We start from the raw sequence: 18126 nt of genomic DNA, 5'->3' as shown, positions 1-18126 counted from the left end.
TTAGCTAACGGTTAACCGTTCTGGTTGATGACGGCTTCAACGACGCTGGACGGCGCCTCTTCGTAATTCGCAAACTCCATGGTGTAGCTTGCGCGGCCCTGGGTCTGAGAACGCAGATCGGTCGCGTAACCGAACATCTCAGCCAACGGAACCGTGGCGCGGATGACCTTGCCCATAGAGGAGTCATCCATGCCCTGTACAAGGCCACGACGGCGGTTCAGGTCGCCCATGACATCACCCATGAAATCCTCCGGGGTCACGACCTCGACCTTCATCACCGGCTCCAGCAGGACGGCCTTGGCCTTGCGAGCCCCTTCCTTGACCGCCATCGAAGAGGCGATCTTGAACGCGGTCTCGTTGGAGTCCACGTCATGGTAGGAGCCGTCGAACAGCGTAACCTTGACGTCGATCATCGGGTAACCCGCGATGACACCGTTCTGCAGCTGCTCATAGGCCCCTTTCTCGACGGCCGGCACGTATTCCTTGGGAACCACACCGCCGACGATCTCGGACGCGAACTTGAAGTGCATGTCCTCGTCCTCGCCCTTGTCTTCGGCCGTCAACGGCTCGATGCGCAGGTGCACGTGACCGTACTGACCGCGACCGCCCGACTGACGGACGAACTTGCCTTCCTGCTCGACACTGCGACGAATGGTCTCGCGATAGGCCACCTGCGGCTTGCCGATGTTGGCCTCGACCTTGAACTCGCGACGCATGCGGTCGACGAGGATGTCGAGATGCAACTCGCCCATGCCGGAGATGATCGTCTGGCCGGTCTCCTCGTCGGTCTGGACGCGGAACGACGGGTCTTCCTGAGCCAGCTTGCCCAGTGCGACGCCCATCTTCTCCTGATCGGCCTTGGACTTCGGCTCGACCGCCACCGAGATGACCGGATCCGGGAACTCCATGCGCTCCAGAACGATCTTCTCGTTGATGTCGCACAGGGTGTCACCAGTGGTGACGTCCTTGAGACCGATACAGGCCGCAATGTCACCCGCCAGAACTTCCTTGATTTCTTCACGGGAGTTGGCGTGCATCTGGACGATACGGCCCACGCGCTCTTTTTTCTGTTTAACAGAGTTGTAAACGCTGTCACCGGACTTTAGCACGCCGGAATAGACGCGAATGAAGGTCAGGGTGCCGACGAACGGATCGGTAGCGATCTTGAAGGCCAGGGCCGAGAACGGCGCACTGTCGTCCGCTTCGCGCGTGGCGATGGTGCCGTCCTTGTCGTCCAGCTCACCCTCGATGGCCTTGACCTCGGTGGGTGACGGCATGTACTCGATGACGCCATCGAGCACCGCCTGGACGCCCTTGTTCTTGAACGCGGAGCCACACGTGACCAGCACGATCTCGTTGTCCAGCGTGCGACGACGCAGGCCGGCCTTGATCTCGGCAATCGTCAGCTCACCACCTTCGAGGTACTTCTCGGTCAATTCCTCGGACGCCTCGGCGGCGGCCTCGACCATTTCCTCGCGGTACTTCTCGGCGGTTTCCTGCAGGTCAGCCGGAATGTCGACCAACTCGTAGTTCATGCCGTGGTTGGCTTCGTCCCACAGGATCGCCTTCATCTCGATCAGGTCGACGACGCCCTTGAACTCCTCTTCCGCGCCCCAGTTGATCTGGATCGGCACGGCATTGGCGCCCAGCCGGCTCTTCAACTGATCGATGACCATGAAGAAGTCGGCACCGGCACGGTCCATCTTGTTGACGAACACCATGCGCGGGACTTCGTACTTGTTGGCCTGACGCCACACGGTCTCGGTCTGCGGCTGAACGCCGGAGCTGCCGCACAGCACGACGACTGCACCATCGAGCACGCGCAGGGAGCGCTCGACTTCGATAGTGAAGTCGACGTGCCCCGGGGTGTCGATGATGTTGATGCGATGCTCATCGAACTGCTTGCTCATGCCCTGCCAGAAGCAGGTGGTCGCCGCGGAGGTGATGGTGATGCCACGCTCCTGCTCCTGCTCCATCCAGTCCATGGTGGCAGCGCCCTCATGGACCTCGCCGACCTTGTGGGACAGACCGGTATAGAACAGGACACGCTCGGTAGTGGTGGTCTTCCCGGCGTCGACGTGGGCAACGATACCGATATTGCGGTAACGCTTGAGTGGTGTCTTACGTGCCACGATGGGACTCCCCGTTGGTTAGAAGCGACGCTTTAGAAGCGGTAGTGAGAGAAGGCCTTGTTGGCTTCTGCCATGCGATGCACGTCTTCACGCTTCTTCACGGCAGCGCCCTTGCCTTCGGCGGCGTCCAGCATTTCGCCGGCCAGACGCAGCACCATGGTCTTCTCACCACGGTTGCGGGCGGCGTCGACCAGCCAGCGCATGGCCAGCGCCTGACGCCGCGAGGGACGCACTTCCACGGGCACTTGATAAGTCGCACCACCAACCCGGCGTGACTTGACCTCGACCATCGGCTGGATCGCCTCCAGGGCCTTGTCGAAGATTTCCAGCGGCGCATCTTTCCCGCGCTCGGCAACCCGGTCCAGCGCACCGTATACGATACGCTCAGCTACAGATTTCTTGCCGCCGTACATCAAGTGGTTCATGAACTTAGCCAGGCGCTCGCTTCCGAATTTAGGATCCGGAAGAATCTCGCGCTTAGCGGCAACTCTTCTTCTAGGCATGATAAGCCCTCAATTGAAGGGTCCTTCAGGTAAACCCGAGACTCGCGCGCCGAGACCTACAACCGCGGGCGCCGCTCGACCTTACTCTTATCTGACCGTTGTTACGCTCGAAATAGTTACGCTGATATTGCGACGTCCGGACGGTTAGGTCTTGGGACGCTTGGTGCCGTACTTGGAACGGCCCTGCTTACGATTCTGCACGCCCGAGGTATCGAGTGCGCCACGCACGGTGTGATAGCGCACACCCGGCAAGTCCTTGACACGGCCGCCACGGATCAGGACCACGGAGTGCTCCTGAAGATTGTGGCCTTCACCGCCGATATAGGAGGTGACTTCGTAGCCGTTGGTCAGACGAACGCGGCACACCTTGCGCAGTGCTGAGTTCGGCTTCTTCGGCGTGGTGGTGTACACGCGGGTGCAGACCCCGCGGCGCTGCGGGCAGGCCTCAAGCGCCGGCACGTCGCTCTTGGCGGCCTGGCGCTTGCGCGGCTTGCGCACGAGCTGGTTGATCGTTGCCATGTCTGTAGCTGTCTCCAATGGTTGCCTTGCCTTAATAGCAAGCGCGGGCGTACCCACCCCACTATTAAAGGCTGGGCATTCTAAAGTCTTGCCACGAGCGGCGTCAAGGCCGGCGCCCAAGGTGCCGGCCCCTCCCGCGCACTGCCTTACAGGTCGTCGTCGTCGGCATCGAGCGCGGTCAGCTGGGCACCCAGCTCCTGCTCGACGTCGTAGGCCGACGGCTGATACGGATTGGCCGCCTCCTCGCGCCGGCGACGGCGCTCGGCGTGATGCGTCAAGCCGGTGCCCGCCGGGATCAGACGACCCACCACGACGTTCTCCTTGAGCCCGCGCAGGTAGTCGCGCTTGCCGGTCACCGCCGCCTCGGTCAGCACCCGCGTGGTCTCCTGGAAGGAAGCCGCGGAGATGAACGACTCGGTGGCCAGCGAGGCCTTGGTGATGCCCAGCAGCACGCGTTCGTACTTGGCCGGGAACTTGTCCTCGCCGGCCAGGCGGGCGTTCTCCTCGAGCACCCGGACCAGCTCGACCTGATCGCCGGGAATGAAGTCGGCGTCGCCGGCGTCGGTAATCTCCACCTTGCGCAACATCTGACGCACGATCACTTCGATGTGCTTGTCGTTGATGCCCACGCCCTGGAGGCGATAGACCTCCTGGATCTCGGCGGTGATGTACTTGGCCAGCTCGGCGACACCCAGCAGCCGCAGGATGTCGTGCGGGTTGCTCGGCCCGTCGGAGATCACCTCGCCCTTCTCGACGGTCTCGCCCTCGAACACCGCGATCTGGCGCCATTTCGGAATCAGCATCTCGAACGGATCGCCGGATTCCGGAGTGATCGTCAGACGACGCTTGCCCTTGGTCTCCTTGCCGAAGCTGATCACACCGGTGATTTCGGCGAGGATCGACGGCTCCTTCGGCTTGCGCGCCTCGAACAGGTCGGCGACCCGCGGCAGCCCCCCGGTGATGTCTTTGTTGCCGGATGCCTCCACCGGGATGCGCGCAATCACCTCACCGACGCCGATCGTGGCGCCGTTTTCCGCCGAGACAATCGCCCGGCCGGGCAGCAGGTACTGCACCGGGGTGTTCGAGCCCGGCAGCGTGACGTGCTCGCCGGCCTCGTCGAGCAGCATCAGCAGCGGCCGCTTGTCGCGACCCGCCGCCGGCCGCGACGCCGCCTCGATCACCTCGATCGACGACAGACCGGTCATCTCGTCCACGCTGCGGTGGATGGTGATGCCCTCGTCCATGTCGATGTACTGCGCCTTGCCCTCGACCTCGGCGACCACCGGGTGGGTATGCGGGTCCCACTTGGCGACCGTCTGACCGCCGTCGACCGCATCGCCATCCTTGACCGACAGCTCGGCGCCGTAGGGCAGCTTGTAGTACTCGCGCTCGCGACCGTGGTCGTCGGCGACGGCCAGGGCGCTGGAACGGGACACCACCACCAGCTTGCCGTCGGCGCGCTCGACGTGCTTGATGTTGTGCAGCCGCACCCGGCCGCCGTGCTTGACCTGCACGCTGTCCACCGCCGAGGCGCGCGACGCGGCGCCGCCGATGTGGAAGGTACGCATGGTCAGCTGGGTACCCGGCTCACCGATCGACTGGGCGGCGATGACGCCCACCGACTCGCCCTGGTTGACCTGATGGCCGCGCGCCAGATCGCGTCCGTAGCACGCCGAGCAGACGCCATGCGGGGTCTCGCAGCTGATTGCGCTGCGCACCACGATCTCGTCGACGCCCATGGTGTCGAGATCCTCGCACCAGGCCTCGTCGAGCAACGTGCCCTTGGGAATCAGCACCTCGTCGCTGGACGGATCGACGACGTCGCGGGCCACCACGCGACCCAGCACGCGTTGGGCCAGCGAGACGATGATGTCGCCGCCCTCGATGACCGGATGCAGCGTCAGACCTTCCTCGGTGCCGCAGTCGGTGTCGGTGACCACCAGGTCCTGGGCGACATCGACCAGACGCCGCGTCAGGTAGCCGGAGTTGGCGGTCTTGAGTGCCGTATCCGCCAGGCCCTTGCGCGCGCCGTGAGTCGAGATGAAGTACTGCAGAACGTTCAGGCCTTCACGGAAGTTGGCGACGATCGGGGTCTCGATGATCGAGCCGTCCGGCTTGGCCATCAGCCCGCGCATGCCCGCCAACTGGCGAATCTGCGCGGCGCTACCCCGCGCCCCGGAATCGGCCATGATGAACACGCTGTTGAACGAGTCCTGCTCGACCTGGTTGCCTTCGCGGTCGGTGACGGTTTCCTTGGAAATCCCCGTCATCATCGCCTTGGCGACCTTGTCGTTGGCCTTCGACCAGATGTCGATGACCTTGTTGTACTTCTCGCCGGCGGTGACCAGGCCCGAGGAGAACTGATCCTCGATCTCCTTGACCTCGTCCTCGGCGGCGTCGACGATCTCGGCCTTCGCACCGGGGATGACGAAGTCGTTGACGCCGATCGACGCCCCGGACCAGGTCGCCAGCCGAAAGCCGGTGTACATCAGCTGGTCGGCGAAGATCACCGTTTCCTTGAGGCCGGCGCTGCGATAGACCTCGTTGATCAATCTAGAGATCGACTTCTTCTTCATCGGCTGGTCGACCAGCGAGAACGGCGCGCCCTTGGGCAGGATGCGGAACAGCAGCGCACGGCCGACGGTGGTGTCGTACAGCGAGGTCTTCTCGATGAGCTCGCCGTCTTCCACCTCGGGCAGATACTCGGTCAGACGAACCTTGACCCGGGCATGCAGCGACACGCTCTGGGTGCCGAAGGCGCGCTCGACTTCCTTGAGATTGGCGAACACCATCCCCTCGCCCTTGGCGTTGATCTTCTCGCGGGTCATGTAGTACAGACCCAGCACCACGTCCTGCGACGGCACGATGATCGGCTCGCCGTTGGCCGGCGACAGCACGTTGTTGGTCGACATCATCAGCGCGCGCGCTTCGAGCTGGGCTTCCAGCGTCAGCGGCACGTGCACGGCCATCTGGTCGCCGTCGAAGTCGGCGTTGTAGGCGGCGCAGACCAGCGGGTGCAGCTGGATCGCCTTGCCTTCGATCAGCAGCGGTTCGAACGCCTGGATGCCCAGGCGGTGCAGGGTCGGCGCGCGGTTGAGCAGCACCGGATGCTCGCGGATGACGTCGGCGAGGATATCCCACACCTCGGGCAGCTCGCGCTCGACCATCTTCTTGGCGGCCTTGATGGTGGACGCCTGGCCGCTGGATTGCAGCTTGGAATAGATGAACGGCTTGAACAGCTCGAGCGCCATCTTCTTGGGCAGACCGCACTGATGCAGGCGCAGGGTCGGGCCGACGGTGATCACCGAACGCCCGGAATAGTCGACGCGCTTGCCCAGCAGGTTCTGACGAAAGCGCCCCTGCTTGCCCTTGATCATGTCGGCCAGCGACTTGAGCGGACGCTTGTTGGAGCCGGTGATCGCCCGGCCGCGACGGCCGTTGTCGAGCAGCGCATCCACCGATTCCTGCAGCATACGCTTCTCGTTGCGCACAATGATGTCCGGCGCATTGAGATCGAGCAGGCGCTTCAAGCGGTTGTTGCGGTTGATCACTCGGCGGTACAGGTCGTTGAGATCCGAGGTCGCGAAGCGTCCGCCGTCCAGCGGCACCAGCGGACGCAGGTCCGGCGGCAGCACCGGCAGCACTTCCATGACCATCCACGCCGGGGCGTTGCCGGACTTGTGGAAGGCCTCCAGCAGCTTGAGGCGCTTGGAGAGCTTCTTGATCTTGGTTTCGGAGTTGGTCTGCGGAATCTCCTCGCGCAGACGCTCGATCTCCTCGCCGAGATCGATGTCCTTGAGCAGCGCCTGGACCGCTTCGGCGCCCATCCGCGCGTCGAAGTCGTCGCCGAACTCCTCGAGCGCCTCGAAGTACTGCTCGTCGTTGAGCAGCTGACCGCGCTCGAGGGTGGTCATGCCCGGATCGATGACCACGAACGATTCGAAGTACAGCACCCGCTCGATGTCGCGCAGGGTCATGTCGAGGAACATGCCGATGCGCGACGGCAGCGACTTCAAGAACCAGATGTGCGCGACCGGGCTGGCCAGCTCGATGTGTGCCATGCGCTCGCGGCGCACCACCGCCTTGGTCACCTCGACGCCGCACTTCTCGCAGATGATGCCGCGATGCTTCATGCGCTTGTACTTGCCGCACAAGCATTCGTAATCCTTCACCGGGCCGAAGATCTTGGCACAGAACAGGCCGTCACGCTCGGGCTTGAACGTACGGTAGTTGATGGTCTCCGGCTTCTTGACTTCGCCATACGACCAGGAGCGAATCATGTCCGGCGACGCCAGCGATATCTTGATCGCGTCGAACTCGTCGGACTGTGACTGCGATTTGAGGACTTTCACCAAATCTTTCATGGGGTCGCTCCGTTGCGGAGTTGTCATGAGCGGGACCCGAATCCAGCGGGGTCCCGCGGACCGTCATTGTTCAGCGTCGGGCGTTCAGCCTTCCAGCTCGATATCGATACCCAGCGAGCGGATTTCCTTCACCAGCACGTTGAAGGACTCCGGCATGCCCGCCTGCATGGCGTGGTCGCCGTCGACGATGTTCTTGTACATCTTGGTGCGCCCTTCGACATCGTCGGACTTGACCGTGAGCATCTCCTGCAGGGTGTAGGCGGCGCCGTACGCCTCGAGCGCCCACACCTCCATCTCGCCGAAACGCTGACCGCCGAACTGCGCCTTGCCGCCCAGCGGCTGCTGGGTGACCAGCGAGTAGGAACCGGTGGAACGCGCATGCATCTTGTCATCCACCAGGTGGTTGAGCTTGAGCATGTACATGTAGCCCACGGTCACCGGACGGTCGAACTGCTCGCCGGTACGCCCGTCGTAGAGCGTCATCTGGCCCGAGTCGGGCAGATCGGCGAGCTTGAGCAGGCCCTTGATCTCCTGCTCCTGGGCGCCGTCGAACACCGGCGAGGCCATCGGCACGCCGCCGCGCAGGTTCCTGGCCAGGGCGATCACCTCGTCGTCGGACAGCGACTCGATGTCCTCGTGACGGGTGCCCTGGGTGTTGTAGACCTTGCCCAGGAACTCGCGGATCTCGCCGACCTGCTGTTCGCGGGCGTCGCGCAGCATGGCGTCGATCTTCACCCCGAGCCCGCGCGCGGCCATGCCCAGGTGGGTCTCGAGGATCTGCCCGACATTCATCCGCGACGGCACGCCCAACGGGTTGAGCACCACGTCGACCGGTTCGCCCTGGTCGTCGAACGGCATGTCCTCGATCGGCATGATCGCCGAGATGACGCCCTTGTTGCCGTGACGGCCGGCCATCTTGTCGCCCGGCTGGATGCGCCGCTTGACCGCCAGGTAGACCTTGACGATCTTCAGCACGCCCGGCGCCAGGTCGTCACCTTGGGTCAGCTTGCGCTTCTTGTCCTCGAAACGCTCGTCCATCTCCTTGCGGCGATTCTCCAGCTGTTCGTCGGCCTGGGCGAGCAGTTCATTCAGGCTTTCATCCTGCAGGCGCAGCTTGAACCACTGCTGACGCGGCAACTCGTCGAGGTACTCCTCGGACAGCTCGTCGCCCTTCTTGAGCTTGGGCCCGCCGTTGACGGCCTGGCCGGACAGCGCGCGCTTCAAGCGCTCGAAGGTCGCCTCCTCGGCGATGCGGTAGGTCTCCTGCAGGTCCTTGCGCACCTCGTCGAGCTGCATCTGCTCGATCGCCAGCGCCCGCGAGTCCTTTTCGACGCCGTCGCGGGTGAATACCTGAACGTCGATGACCGTACCCTTCATGCCGGTCGGCGCACGCAGCGAAGTGTCTTTCACGTCGGAGGCCTTCTCGCCGAAGATCGCCCGCAGCAGCTTCTCTTCCGGGGTCAGCTGGGTCTCGCCCTTGGGCGTGACCTTGCCGACCAGGATATCGCCGGCGCCGACTTCGGCACCGATGTAGACGATCCCCGCCTCGTCGAGCTTGGACAGCGCCGACTCGCCGACGTTGGGAATGTCCGAGGTGATCTCCTCGGCGCCCAGCTTGGTGTCGCGCGAAACGCTGGTCAGTTCCTGGATGTGGATGCTGGTGAAGCGATCCTCCTGCACCACCCGCTCGGAGACCAGGATCGAATCCTCGAAGTTGTAGCCGTTCCAGGGCATGAAGGCCATGCGCATGTTCTGGCCCAGCGCCAGGTCGCCCATGTCGACGGACGGGCCGTCGGCGAGGATGTCGCCACGCGCCACCGCATCGCCCGGGCGCACGATCGGGCGCTGGTTCATGCAGGTGTTCTGGTTGGAACGGATGTACTTGGTCAGGTTGTAGATGTCGACGCCGGCTTCGCCGCCGATGATCTCGTCCTCGTTGATCCGCACCACGATTCGCTGGGCGTCGACCGAGTCGATCACCCCGCCGCGCCGGGCCACGGCACACACGCCGGAATCGCGGGCGACGAAGCGCTCCATGCCGGTACCCACCAGCGGCTTGTCGGCGCGCAGCGTGGGCACCGCCTGACGCTGCATGTTAGAGCCCATCAGGGCGCGGTTGGCGTCATCGTGCTCGAGGAACGGAATCAACGCCGCGGCGACCGACACCACCTGGCGCGGCGAGACGTCCATCAGGGTCACCTTGTCGGGCGCCATGAAGGTGGTTTCGCCGCGGTGGCGGACCTGCACCAGATCGTCGACCAGCTTGTTGCCCTCGTCGACAGTGGCCGAGGCCTGGGCAATGATGAAGTCACCCTCCTCGATCGCCGACAGGTGAACCATCTCGTCGGTGACCTGACGATCGACGACCCTGCGGTACGGCGTCTCGAGGAAACCGTAGCTGTTGGCGCGACTGTAGGTGGCCAGCGAGTTGATCAGGCCGATGTTCGGCCCTTCCGGGGTCTCGATCGGGCACAGCCGGCCGTAGTGCGTGGCGTGAACGTCACGCACCTCGAAACCGGCCCGCTCGCGGGTCAGACCGCCCGGCCCGAGCGCCGAGACACGCCGCTTGTGGGTGACCTCGGACAGCGGGTTGTTCTGGTCCATGAACTGCGACAACTGGCTCGAGCCGAAGAACTCCTTGACCGCCGCCGCCACTGGCTTGGCGTTGATCAAATCCTGCGGCATCAGGCCTTCGCTCTCGGCCATCGACAGGCGTTCCTTGACCGCACGCTCGACGCGCACCAGGCCGACACGGAACTGGTTCTCGGCCATCTCGCCGACGCAGCGGATGCGCCGGTTGCCGAGGTGGTCGATGTCGTCGACGTCGCCGAAGCCGTTGCGGATGTTGATCAGTTCCTTGAGCACCGCAACGATGTCGCCGTTGTCGAGCACGCCCGGACCGGTGTCGGATTCACGACGCAGACGCCGGTTGAACTTCATGCGACCGACGCCGGACAGGTCGTAGCGGTCTTCGGTGAAGAACAGATTGTGGAACAGCGTCTCGGCGGCTTCCTTGGTCGGCGGCTCGCCGGGGCGCATCATGCGGTAGATCTCGACCAGTGCCTCGAGCGCGGAACGCGTGGTATCCAGCTTGAGCGTGTCGGAGATGAACGAACCGCAGTCCAGGTCGTTGGTGTAGAGCGTCTCGAGCTGGGTGATACCCGCCTGGGCCAGCTTCTCGAGCAGCTCGACGGTCAATTCGCTGTTGCACTCGCAGATCAGCTCGCCGGTGTTGGGATCGACCTGATCCTTGGCCAGCGTCTTGCCGTACAGGTACTCCATCGGCACCTCGAGACGCTCGAGGCCCGACTTTTCCAGCTGACGGATGTGCTTCTGGGTGATGCGCCGGCCTTCCTCGACGATCAGGCTGCCATCGGCGTCCTTGATGTCGAAGGTCGCTGTCTCGCCGCGCAGGCGCGACGGCACCAGCTCCACCGAGAAGCCGGACTTCTCGATGTGGAAGGTGCTGGTGTCGAAGAAGATGTCGAGGATCTCTTCGGCGCTCATGCCCAGCGCGCGCAGCAGCACGGTCGCCGGCAGCTTGCGGCGACGGTCGATGCGCACGAAGACGTTGTCCTTGGGGTCGAACTCGAAGTCCAGCCAGGAGCCGCGGTAGGGAATGACCCGTGCGGAGTACAAAAGCTTGCCGGACGAATGGCTCTTGCCCTTGTCGTGATCGAAGAACACGCCCGGCGAGCGGTGGAGCTGGGAGACGATGACCCGCTCGGTGCCGTTGACCACGAAGGTGCCGTTCTCCGTCATCAGGGGGATTTCCCCCATGTAGACTTCCTGCTCCTTGATATCCTTGATCGCCTTGTTCGACGATTCCTTGTCGTAGATGATCAGTCGAACCTTGACCCGCAGCGGTGCCGAGTAGGTTACGCCGCGCAGCTGGCACTCCTTGACGTCGAACGCCGGAGTGCCGAAACGATAGCTGACATATTCGAGCCCGGCGCTACCTGAAAAGCTCTCGATCGGGAACACGGACTTGAAGGCGGCATGCAAGCCGACCTCGAGGCGCTCCTGGGGCGCCCGGTCCTGCTGGAGGAAGTCGTAATAGGAATCAAGCTGGATGGCCAGCAGGTAAGGCACATCCATCACTTGGGGCAGTTTGCCGAAATCCTTGCGGATGCGTTTTTTCTCAGTGTATGAGTAAGCCATCTGTATTCCCCAGCTTGTTCACCATGGGTGACCGATGCGTGGTCGGCGCCGCCTGCCGGGGCTACCCCGTCAGGCGCTGACGGCAAGCCCCCGCAAGAGGCTCGCCGTCGGAATTCGCTTAGCGACTTATCGGCCGTTTTAGCTACACGATAGGACGCTAGTAACAACAGAAAAAGGCCGGCAGCGGGTGTCCCGCCACCAGCCAGGGAAGCTTACGCAGCGCGTGAAGCCTCGGAGCGCAAGGGTTACTTGAGCTCCACAGACGCGCCCGCTTCTTCCAGCTTCTTCTTGGCTTCTTCGGCGTCGTCCTTGGACATCGCTTCCTTGATGGTCGCCGGAGCGCCGTCGACGGCCCCCTTGGCTTCCTTCAGGCCAAGACCGGTGATCTCGCGAACCACCTTGATGACGTTGACTTTCTTGTCGCCGGCCGCGGTCAGGACCAGGTCGAACTCGGTCTGCTCCTCTTCAACAGCCGCTTCACCGCCACCCGGGCCAGCCACGACGGCGGCCGCGGCGGATACGCCGAACTTCTCTTCCATCGCTTCGATCAGCTCGGCGACTTCCATCACGGACATGTCGGCGACGGCGTTGATGATGTCTTCTTTGGTCAGTGCCATGTTTGCTTTCCTAAACTTTGCGGAGCGCCCCGTAGCGGGTTCGGCGCTCGATAACGGGAACTACGATTCAGGCTGTGGCAAGCAGGCGCCTTAAGCGGCTTGTTCCTGCTTCTGATCGCGCAGCGCAGCGAGGGTGCGCACGAGCTTGCCGGCAGAAGCTTCCTTCATGACGGACATCAGCTTGGCGATTGCCTCATCGCGTGTCGGCAGCGTTGCCAGACGGTCGAGATCGACGGCCGGGATGAACTCACCCTCGTAGGCCAGCGCCTTGACTTCGAAGTCCGACTGATTCTTGGCGAACTCCTTGAACAGACGAGCGGCAGCGCCCGGATGTTCATAGGAGAAGGCCAGCATGGTCGGACCGACGAACGTCTCGTTCAGGCACTCCCAGGGAGTGCCCGACAGCGCACGGCGTGCCAGCGTGTTGCGGACAACACGGATCTGCACGCCGTTCTCGCGAGCCTGCTTGCGCAATACGGTCATTGCGCCCACATCGACGCCGCGAGAGTCGGCGACTACAACGGAGAGAGCGTCCTTCGCTGCCTCACTGACCTCAGCAACTATCGCTTTCTTGCCTTCGAGACCTAGTGGCACAGTGTTCACTCCTTCGTGCCGAGGCGCTTGCGAACAAGACTGCCCCGGTGGTTACCTTCTCGACCCGCCGTTACAGGCGGGTCGCGGAATGATGGTGCTCACCAGCTAACTGGCGGGGGCACCATCTGCGCAGGCGACCGTTAAGCCATTAAGTCACCCGGGGATGACGCCTGCGGTCTTTGACGGCGCCCCGCCAGCGCTGCGCAACAGCGCACGGGGACCGCAAAGTTACTGCCTGGTACGACACGTCAGATATACGCAGAGTGATCGACGGTCAGACCCGGCCCCATGGTCGTGGACAGGGTCATTTTCTTGAAGTAGATGCCCTTCGAGGTGCTCGGCTTGAGGCGCTTGAGGTCGTTGACCAGCGCGTCGAGGTTGCCACGGATGGCATCGGCCGAGAAATCCACCTTGCCCAGCGTGGAGTGGATGATGCCGTTCTTGTCGGTACGGAAGCGCACCTGACCGGCCTTGGCATTCTTGACCGCGGTCGCCACGTCGGGCGTCACGGTACCCACCTTGGGGTTGGGCATCAGGCCGCGCGGACCGAGGATCTGGCCCAGCTGGCCGACCACGCGCATCGCGTCGGGAGAGGCGATGACCACATCGAAGTCCAGATTGCCCTTCTTGACCTGCTCGGCAAGATCGTCCATGCCGACGATATCGGCACCGGCTTCCTTGGCCGCTTCCTCGTTGGCACCCTGGGTAAAGACGGCAACGCGCACGTCCTTGCCGGTACCGTTGGGCATGACGGTGGCGCCACGCACGACCTGGTCGGATTTACGCGGATCGACGCCCAGATTGATGGCGACGTCGAGCGACTCCTTGAAGTTGACCTTGGACAGCTCGGAGAGCAATGCCACGGCCTCGTCTACCGAATAGACCTTGGAGGCGTCGACTTTCTCGCGGAACAGCTGCGCGCGCTTGGACAGTTTAGCCATGATCAGAGACCCTCCACGTTGAGGCCCATGCTGCGGGCGCTGCCGGCGATGGTGCGCACGGCGGCGTCGAGATCGCCGGCCGTCATGTCCGGCTCCTTGGTCTTGGCGATCTCTTCGAGCTGCTCGCGGGTCACGGTGCCGACCTTGTTCTTGTTCGGCTCACCCGAACCGGACTTGATGCCGGCCGCTTTCTTGAGCAGCACGGCAGCAGGCGGCGTCTTGGTGACGAACGTGAAGCTGCGATCGGAGTAGACGGTAATCACCACCGGCGTCGGCAGACCCGGCTCGATGTCCTGGGTTTCTGCGTTGAAGGCCTTGCAGAACTCCATGATATTGACACCGTGCTGACCCAGCGCGGGGCCCACGGGGGGACTCGGATTGGCCTTGCCCGCTGCGACCTGCAGCTTGATGTAGGCCTGGACTTTCTTAGCCATGATGAACTCCAGTTGGGTAGTAGCGCCTCGCGGCTCCCCGGATTGGCGGACCGCCTCGACGGCCCGACGAAAAATTGGTGGCGAAGGACGTCAGTCCTTCTCGACCTGGGCGAACTCGAGCTCCACCGGTGTCGAGCGACCGAAGATCAGCACGCTGACATGCAGGCGGCTCTTCTCGTAGTTGACCTCTTCGACCACCCCATTGAAGTCGGCGAACGGGCCGTCGACGACGCGCACCGCCTCGCCCGGCTCGAACAGCGTCTTGGGTCGCGGCTTGTCGGTGCCATCCTGCACGCGGCGCAGGATGCCGTCGGCTTCCTTCTGGGTGATCGGCGCCGGTTTCTCCGGCGTGCCGCCAATGAACCCCATCACCCGCGGGGTTTCATTGACCAGGTGCCAGGTCTGGTCGTTCATTTCCATCTCGACCAGCACGTAGCCGGGATAGAACTTGCGCTCGCTCTTGCGCCGCTTGCCGTCACGCATCTCGACGACTTCTTCGGTCGGCACCAGGATCTCGCCGAACTGATCCTCCATGCCATAAAGCTTCACGCGCTCGATGAGCGAGCGCATGACATGCTTCTCGAAACCGGAGTAGGCGTGTACGACGTACCAACGCTTGGACATGGAATCTCCTAACCGATGATGCCGGACATGGCCCAGCCCAACAGGGTGTCAATCAGCCACAGCATCAACCCCACCAGCAGCACGGCGACCAGCACGATGATGGTCGTCTGCACGGTCTCCTGGCGCGTGGGCCAGACGACGCGCTGGATCTCCTTGCGCGAACTGCGAGCCAGCTCGATAAGATCCCGCCCCTTGGCGGTGGTCAGCGCCACGCCAGCGGCGGCGAGCCCCAGGGCCACCACGCCCAGAACGCGGTAGAGCATGGCCTGATCGGCAAAGTAACTGTTGCCAACCACGGCCAGCGCGGCGAGGATGACGGCTACCGTCCACTTGAGAGCATCGTGGCGCGACTTCTGCACCTCGGCGTTTTGCTTCATGACGATGGAACTCCTCAAGGCGCAGCACGCGAAAAAGACGGAAGTATATGGAATGACGCCAGCCTGGGGAAGACTGGCAGGCCAGGAGGGAATCGAACCCCCAACCTGCGGTTTTGGAGACCGCTGCTCTGCCAATTGAGCTACTGGCCTGCATTCTGAAAACGCAAATGCCTATTGCAGGCAGTGACGCTACAGCGGGCAGAATGATACCTAACACATCTTGCCTTGACAACCCTTTCCACCCCTCTGAGCAGAAAGACAAAAAGCGAGCTCGCGCTCGCCTTTTGCAATGTGGAGCTCATGGACGGATTTGAACCGTCGACCTCACCCTTACCAAGGGTGTGCTCTACCCCTGAGCTACATGAGCTGAACCGCCTTTACAACCAACTTCTACACCAGCACATAACTGGAGCGGGCAGCGGGGATCGAACCCGCATCATCAGCTTGGAAGGCTGAGGTTCTACCATTGAACTATGCCCGCCTACCCACTCTGCACTACCGGCACGACACGAGCGCGTCGACATGAATCTGGTGGAGGGGGAAGGATTCGAACCTTCGAAGCTTTCGCGGCAGATTTACAGTCTGCTCCCTTTGGCCACTCGGGAACCCCTCCAACGTGGCGGCTAATTCTACCGCCTGAGGCAACACTGTCAAGCCCTTGCTGTACAAAACTCAGCTTTTACAGCGACTTGAACTACTGACGAGTCAAAAGGCCCGGCCCCAGAACGCCGCGTATTGTTTCAAAGCAGCATCGACAATGCAAGACTTGCGCGCAGCTTTTCCAGCCCCGCGGGACTTGGTACCTGCGGCGCGCCGGACAATCGCCCGGCACGCTCGGCGGCAGTCAGCGGAAAGCTTGCCTCGAGCCCCGCATAGACCATGTCGGGCCAGAGCGCATGGGGCACCCGCAGCCCCCGCGAAACGACCCGCGCGTCGCCACCGGTCATCAGCAGCGGCAGGGCGACGCCCTCACGATCGCAGACTTCGCCGTAGATGCGATTCACGGCACTGACGGCGGCCATAAAGATGCCGTGATTGACCGCCGCCGCGGTGTTTCTTCCCGGCAGCAGCAGGCTGTCGGCCTCGCTGTCCGGGTCGATCGCCACGTTGCGCGTGCCGAGCTTGAGGCTATCCTTCATCAGCCGCAGTCCGGGCACGATATAGCCTCCCAGATGACGGCCACCGGGAAGCACGAAATCGATGGTGATCGCGCTACCGCAGTCGACCGTACAACACCCCCCCGTCAGGTGGTAGCCCGCCAACGCGCCCATCCAGCGGTCGACGCCGAGCCGCTCCGGTTCTTCGTAGCCGCAACTGACGCCCAGCGCCTCGCGGGTTGAGTGGGCCACATGCACCACCCCGACCTGGCGTCGCAGCAGAGCCACGGTCTCCTCCAGGACAGCGCGCCGGGCGACGCTGGAAATCCGCACCGTGCTAACCACGTCAAGGTCGGGGATATCGGCGCCAGGTCGCCACGCTTCACGGGTCCATACCGCCCCGCGCGAGCGGATCTCGCTGCTGGCCACGTCCTTCAAGCGCCACTTGGAAAGCGTGTTGCCGATATCCAGGTCCAGGATCATGAGCGGCCCCGCACGCTGATTTCACCGCCCACGAGACGCTCCTGGCGGCCCTCGCGTCGCACACAGAGATTGCCGGCGGCATCGACCTCCTCGGCAATGGCGGCGTATCGGGCCTGCCCCTGGACCACATCGACCGTCTGCCCGGCATGCGCGTGGCGCTGATTCCAATCCTCCCGCCACACCGTGAAGCCCTCCTGCTCGAAGTCGACCAGCAGCCCCAGCAGACCCTCCAGCAGCTCGGCGGCCAGCGCATTGCGGGAAATTCCCGGCGCCTGGTCGGCGACCGCGGCAATTGGCTGGTCGACACGCGCGCGAAGCGCATCCGGCAGAAATACGTTGAGTCCGATGCCGATCACCACCTCGCAGGGGCCCTGGGCGTCGCCGCTGACCTCAAGCAGAATCCCCGCCAGCTTGCAGAGCGCCCCATCCTGCTTGAGCAGGACATCGTTGGGCCACTTGAGCGCCACCTCCAGACCATGACGCTCGAGCACCTGCGCAAGCACCACGCCGACCGCCAGGCTAAGACCTTCTAGGGCCGCCGCGCCGCCTTCGAATCGCCAGCCGATCGACAACAGCAAACTACGCCCCCATGGGCTGGCCCAGCTTCGCCCGCGCCGGCCACGCCCGGCATTCTGATTTTCCGCCAGACACACCTCGGCATGACCCGCGCCCTGGGCAAAACGCTCGCGCAGGAACTGGTTGGTCGAGGGCAGCGTCTCCTCGACGAACAGCCGCACCAGATGGCGCCGTGAGTCGCGCGGCAGCTCGGCGATGATCGCTTGACCATCAAGCAGCTCGAGTGGCCGCGAGAGTCGATAGCCGCGCCCCTTGACCGCCTCCAGCGGAATATCCAGCGCCTCCAGCTTCTTGAGCTGCTTCCAGATGGCGGTCCGCGATACGCCGAACCGTATGCCGAGCTGTTCGCCGGAATGGTAGCCGCCATCGCCCAGCAGCCGGATCAGATCACCGATGGTCATGGGTTTCATCCGTCGGGAAAACCGCCATTTTAACGGAAGGCCTCACCGCCGGGAACGACAGCGATCAAAGTGGACCTTGGCTCCAAGAGTGCCGTCCGTGGCGACGTATCTCCCGGCCACGAAAAAACCCCGAACACAGGCTGTCCGGGACTCACGCGCGCCCCAGCTTTCTCGCGCACCCACAAAAAAAAGCCCCCGGGGTGTCCCGGGGGCTTTTCATGAAGATGCCTGACGATGACCTACTCTCGCATGGGGAAGCCCCACACTACCATCGGCGCTGAGCGGTTTCACGGCTGAGTTCGG

Annotated in this window: 13 protein-coding genes, 4 tRNA genes and 1 rRNA gene; all 18 read right to left on the bottom strand. The window is 63.4% G+C overall.

The window, feature by feature from the left end:
* Positions 1-11: 11 nt before the first annotated feature.
* On the bottom strand, positions 12-2132 hold the full coding sequence (gene fusA, locus K7I12_RS01740) for an elongation factor G (RefSeq protein ID WP_031384782.1): 2121 nt from the start codon (positions 2130-2132) through the stop codon (positions 12-14).
* Positions 2133-2164: 32 nt separating this feature from the next.
* Positions 2165-2635 carry a 30S ribosomal protein S7 gene (gene rpsG, locus K7I12_RS01735; RefSeq protein ID WP_031384783.1) on the bottom strand — a complete coding sequence of 157 codons (471 nt, stop codon included), beginning with the start codon at positions 2633-2635 and terminating at the stop codon, positions 2165-2167.
* A 144-nt stretch (positions 2636-2779) separates the two neighbouring features.
* Entirely contained in the window at positions 2780-3154 is a 375-nt protein-coding gene (gene rpsL, locus K7I12_RS01730) for a 30S ribosomal protein S12 (protein WP_031384784.1), read from the bottom strand.
* 146 nt (positions 3155-3300) lie between these two features.
* Positions 3301-7518, bottom strand: coding sequence for a DNA-directed RNA polymerase subunit beta' (rpoC, locus tag K7I12_RS01725; protein WP_031384785.1), 4218 nt, complete (start codon positions 7516-7518; stop codon positions 3301-3303).
* A gap of 84 nt (positions 7519-7602) precedes the next feature.
* Positions 7603-11679, bottom strand: a complete 4077-nt coding sequence (rpoB, locus tag K7I12_RS01720; RefSeq protein ID WP_231662821.1) for a DNA-directed RNA polymerase subunit beta — start codon at positions 11677-11679, stop codon at positions 7603-7605.
* Positions 11680-11924: 245 nt separating this feature from the next.
* The gene (gene rplL, locus K7I12_RS01715; RefSeq protein ID WP_231662820.1) at positions 11925-12296 is read right to left on the bottom strand and encodes a 50S ribosomal protein L7/L12; all 372 of its coding nucleotides are present in this window, start codon (positions 12294-12296) and stop codon (positions 11925-11927) included.
* A 90-nt stretch (positions 12297-12386) separates the two neighbouring features.
* Positions 12387-12890, bottom strand: a complete 504-nt coding sequence (gene rplJ / locus K7I12_RS01710; RefSeq protein ID WP_031384788.1) for a 50S ribosomal protein L10 — start codon at positions 12888-12890, stop codon at positions 12387-12389.
* A gap of 248 nt (positions 12891-13138) precedes the next feature.
* Positions 13139-13831, bottom strand: coding sequence for a 50S ribosomal protein L1 (rplA, locus tag K7I12_RS01705; protein ID WP_031384789.1), 693 nt, complete (start codon positions 13829-13831; stop codon positions 13139-13141).
* A 2-nt stretch (positions 13832-13833) separates the two neighbouring features.
* The gene (gene rplK / locus K7I12_RS01700; protein ID WP_031384790.1) at positions 13834-14265 is read right to left on the bottom strand and encodes a 50S ribosomal protein L11; all 432 of its coding nucleotides are present in this window, start codon (positions 14263-14265) and stop codon (positions 13834-13836) included.
* A gap of 90 nt (positions 14266-14355) precedes the next feature.
* Entirely contained in the window at positions 14356-14889 is a 534-nt protein-coding gene (gene nusG / locus K7I12_RS01695; protein WP_031384791.1) for a transcription termination/antitermination protein NusG, read from the bottom strand.
* A gap of 8 nt (positions 14890-14897) precedes the next feature.
* A complete protein-coding gene (secE, locus tag K7I12_RS01690; protein ID WP_031384792.1) occupies positions 14898-15266 on the bottom strand; it encodes a preprotein translocase subunit SecE in 369 nt (122 codons plus the stop codon).
* Between the two features lie 74 nt (positions 15267-15340).
* Positions 15341-15416 (bottom strand) — tRNA-Trp (locus K7I12_RS01685).
* 142 nt (positions 15417-15558) lie between these two features.
* Positions 15559-15633: transfer RNA gene (locus K7I12_RS01680), tRNA-Thr, on the bottom strand.
* Positions 15634-15673: 40 nt separating this feature from the next.
* Positions 15674-15747 (bottom strand) — tRNA-Gly (locus K7I12_RS01675).
* Between the two features lie 48 nt (positions 15748-15795).
* Positions 15796-15879, bottom strand: a tRNA-Tyr gene (locus K7I12_RS01670).
* Positions 15880-16006: 127 nt separating this feature from the next.
* The gene (locus K7I12_RS01665; protein ID WP_031384793.1) at positions 16007-16846 is read right to left on the bottom strand and encodes a type III pantothenate kinase; all 840 of its coding nucleotides are present in this window, start codon (positions 16844-16846) and stop codon (positions 16007-16009) included.
* Positions 16843-17823, bottom strand: a complete 981-nt coding sequence (locus K7I12_RS01660; RefSeq protein WP_031384794.1) for a biotin--[acetyl-CoA-carboxylase] ligase — start codon at positions 17821-17823, stop codon at positions 16843-16845. Before K7I12_RS01660 ends, K7I12_RS01665 begins: the two co-directional genes overlap by 4 nt.
* A gap of 226 nt (positions 17824-18049) precedes the next feature.
* A 5S ribosomal RNA gene (gene rrf, locus K7I12_RS17635) occupies positions 18050-18126 on the bottom strand; the annotation flags it as partial.

Origin of the sequence: Halomonas sp. IOP_31, from assembly GCF_021151495.1 — a bacterium.
Lineage (GTDB): Bacteria > Pseudomonadota > Gammaproteobacteria > Pseudomonadales > Halomonadaceae > Modicisalibacter > Modicisalibacter zincidurans.
The sequence above is the reverse complement of the archived record's forward strand: the minus strand, read 5'-3'. Positions and strand labels throughout refer to the sequence as shown.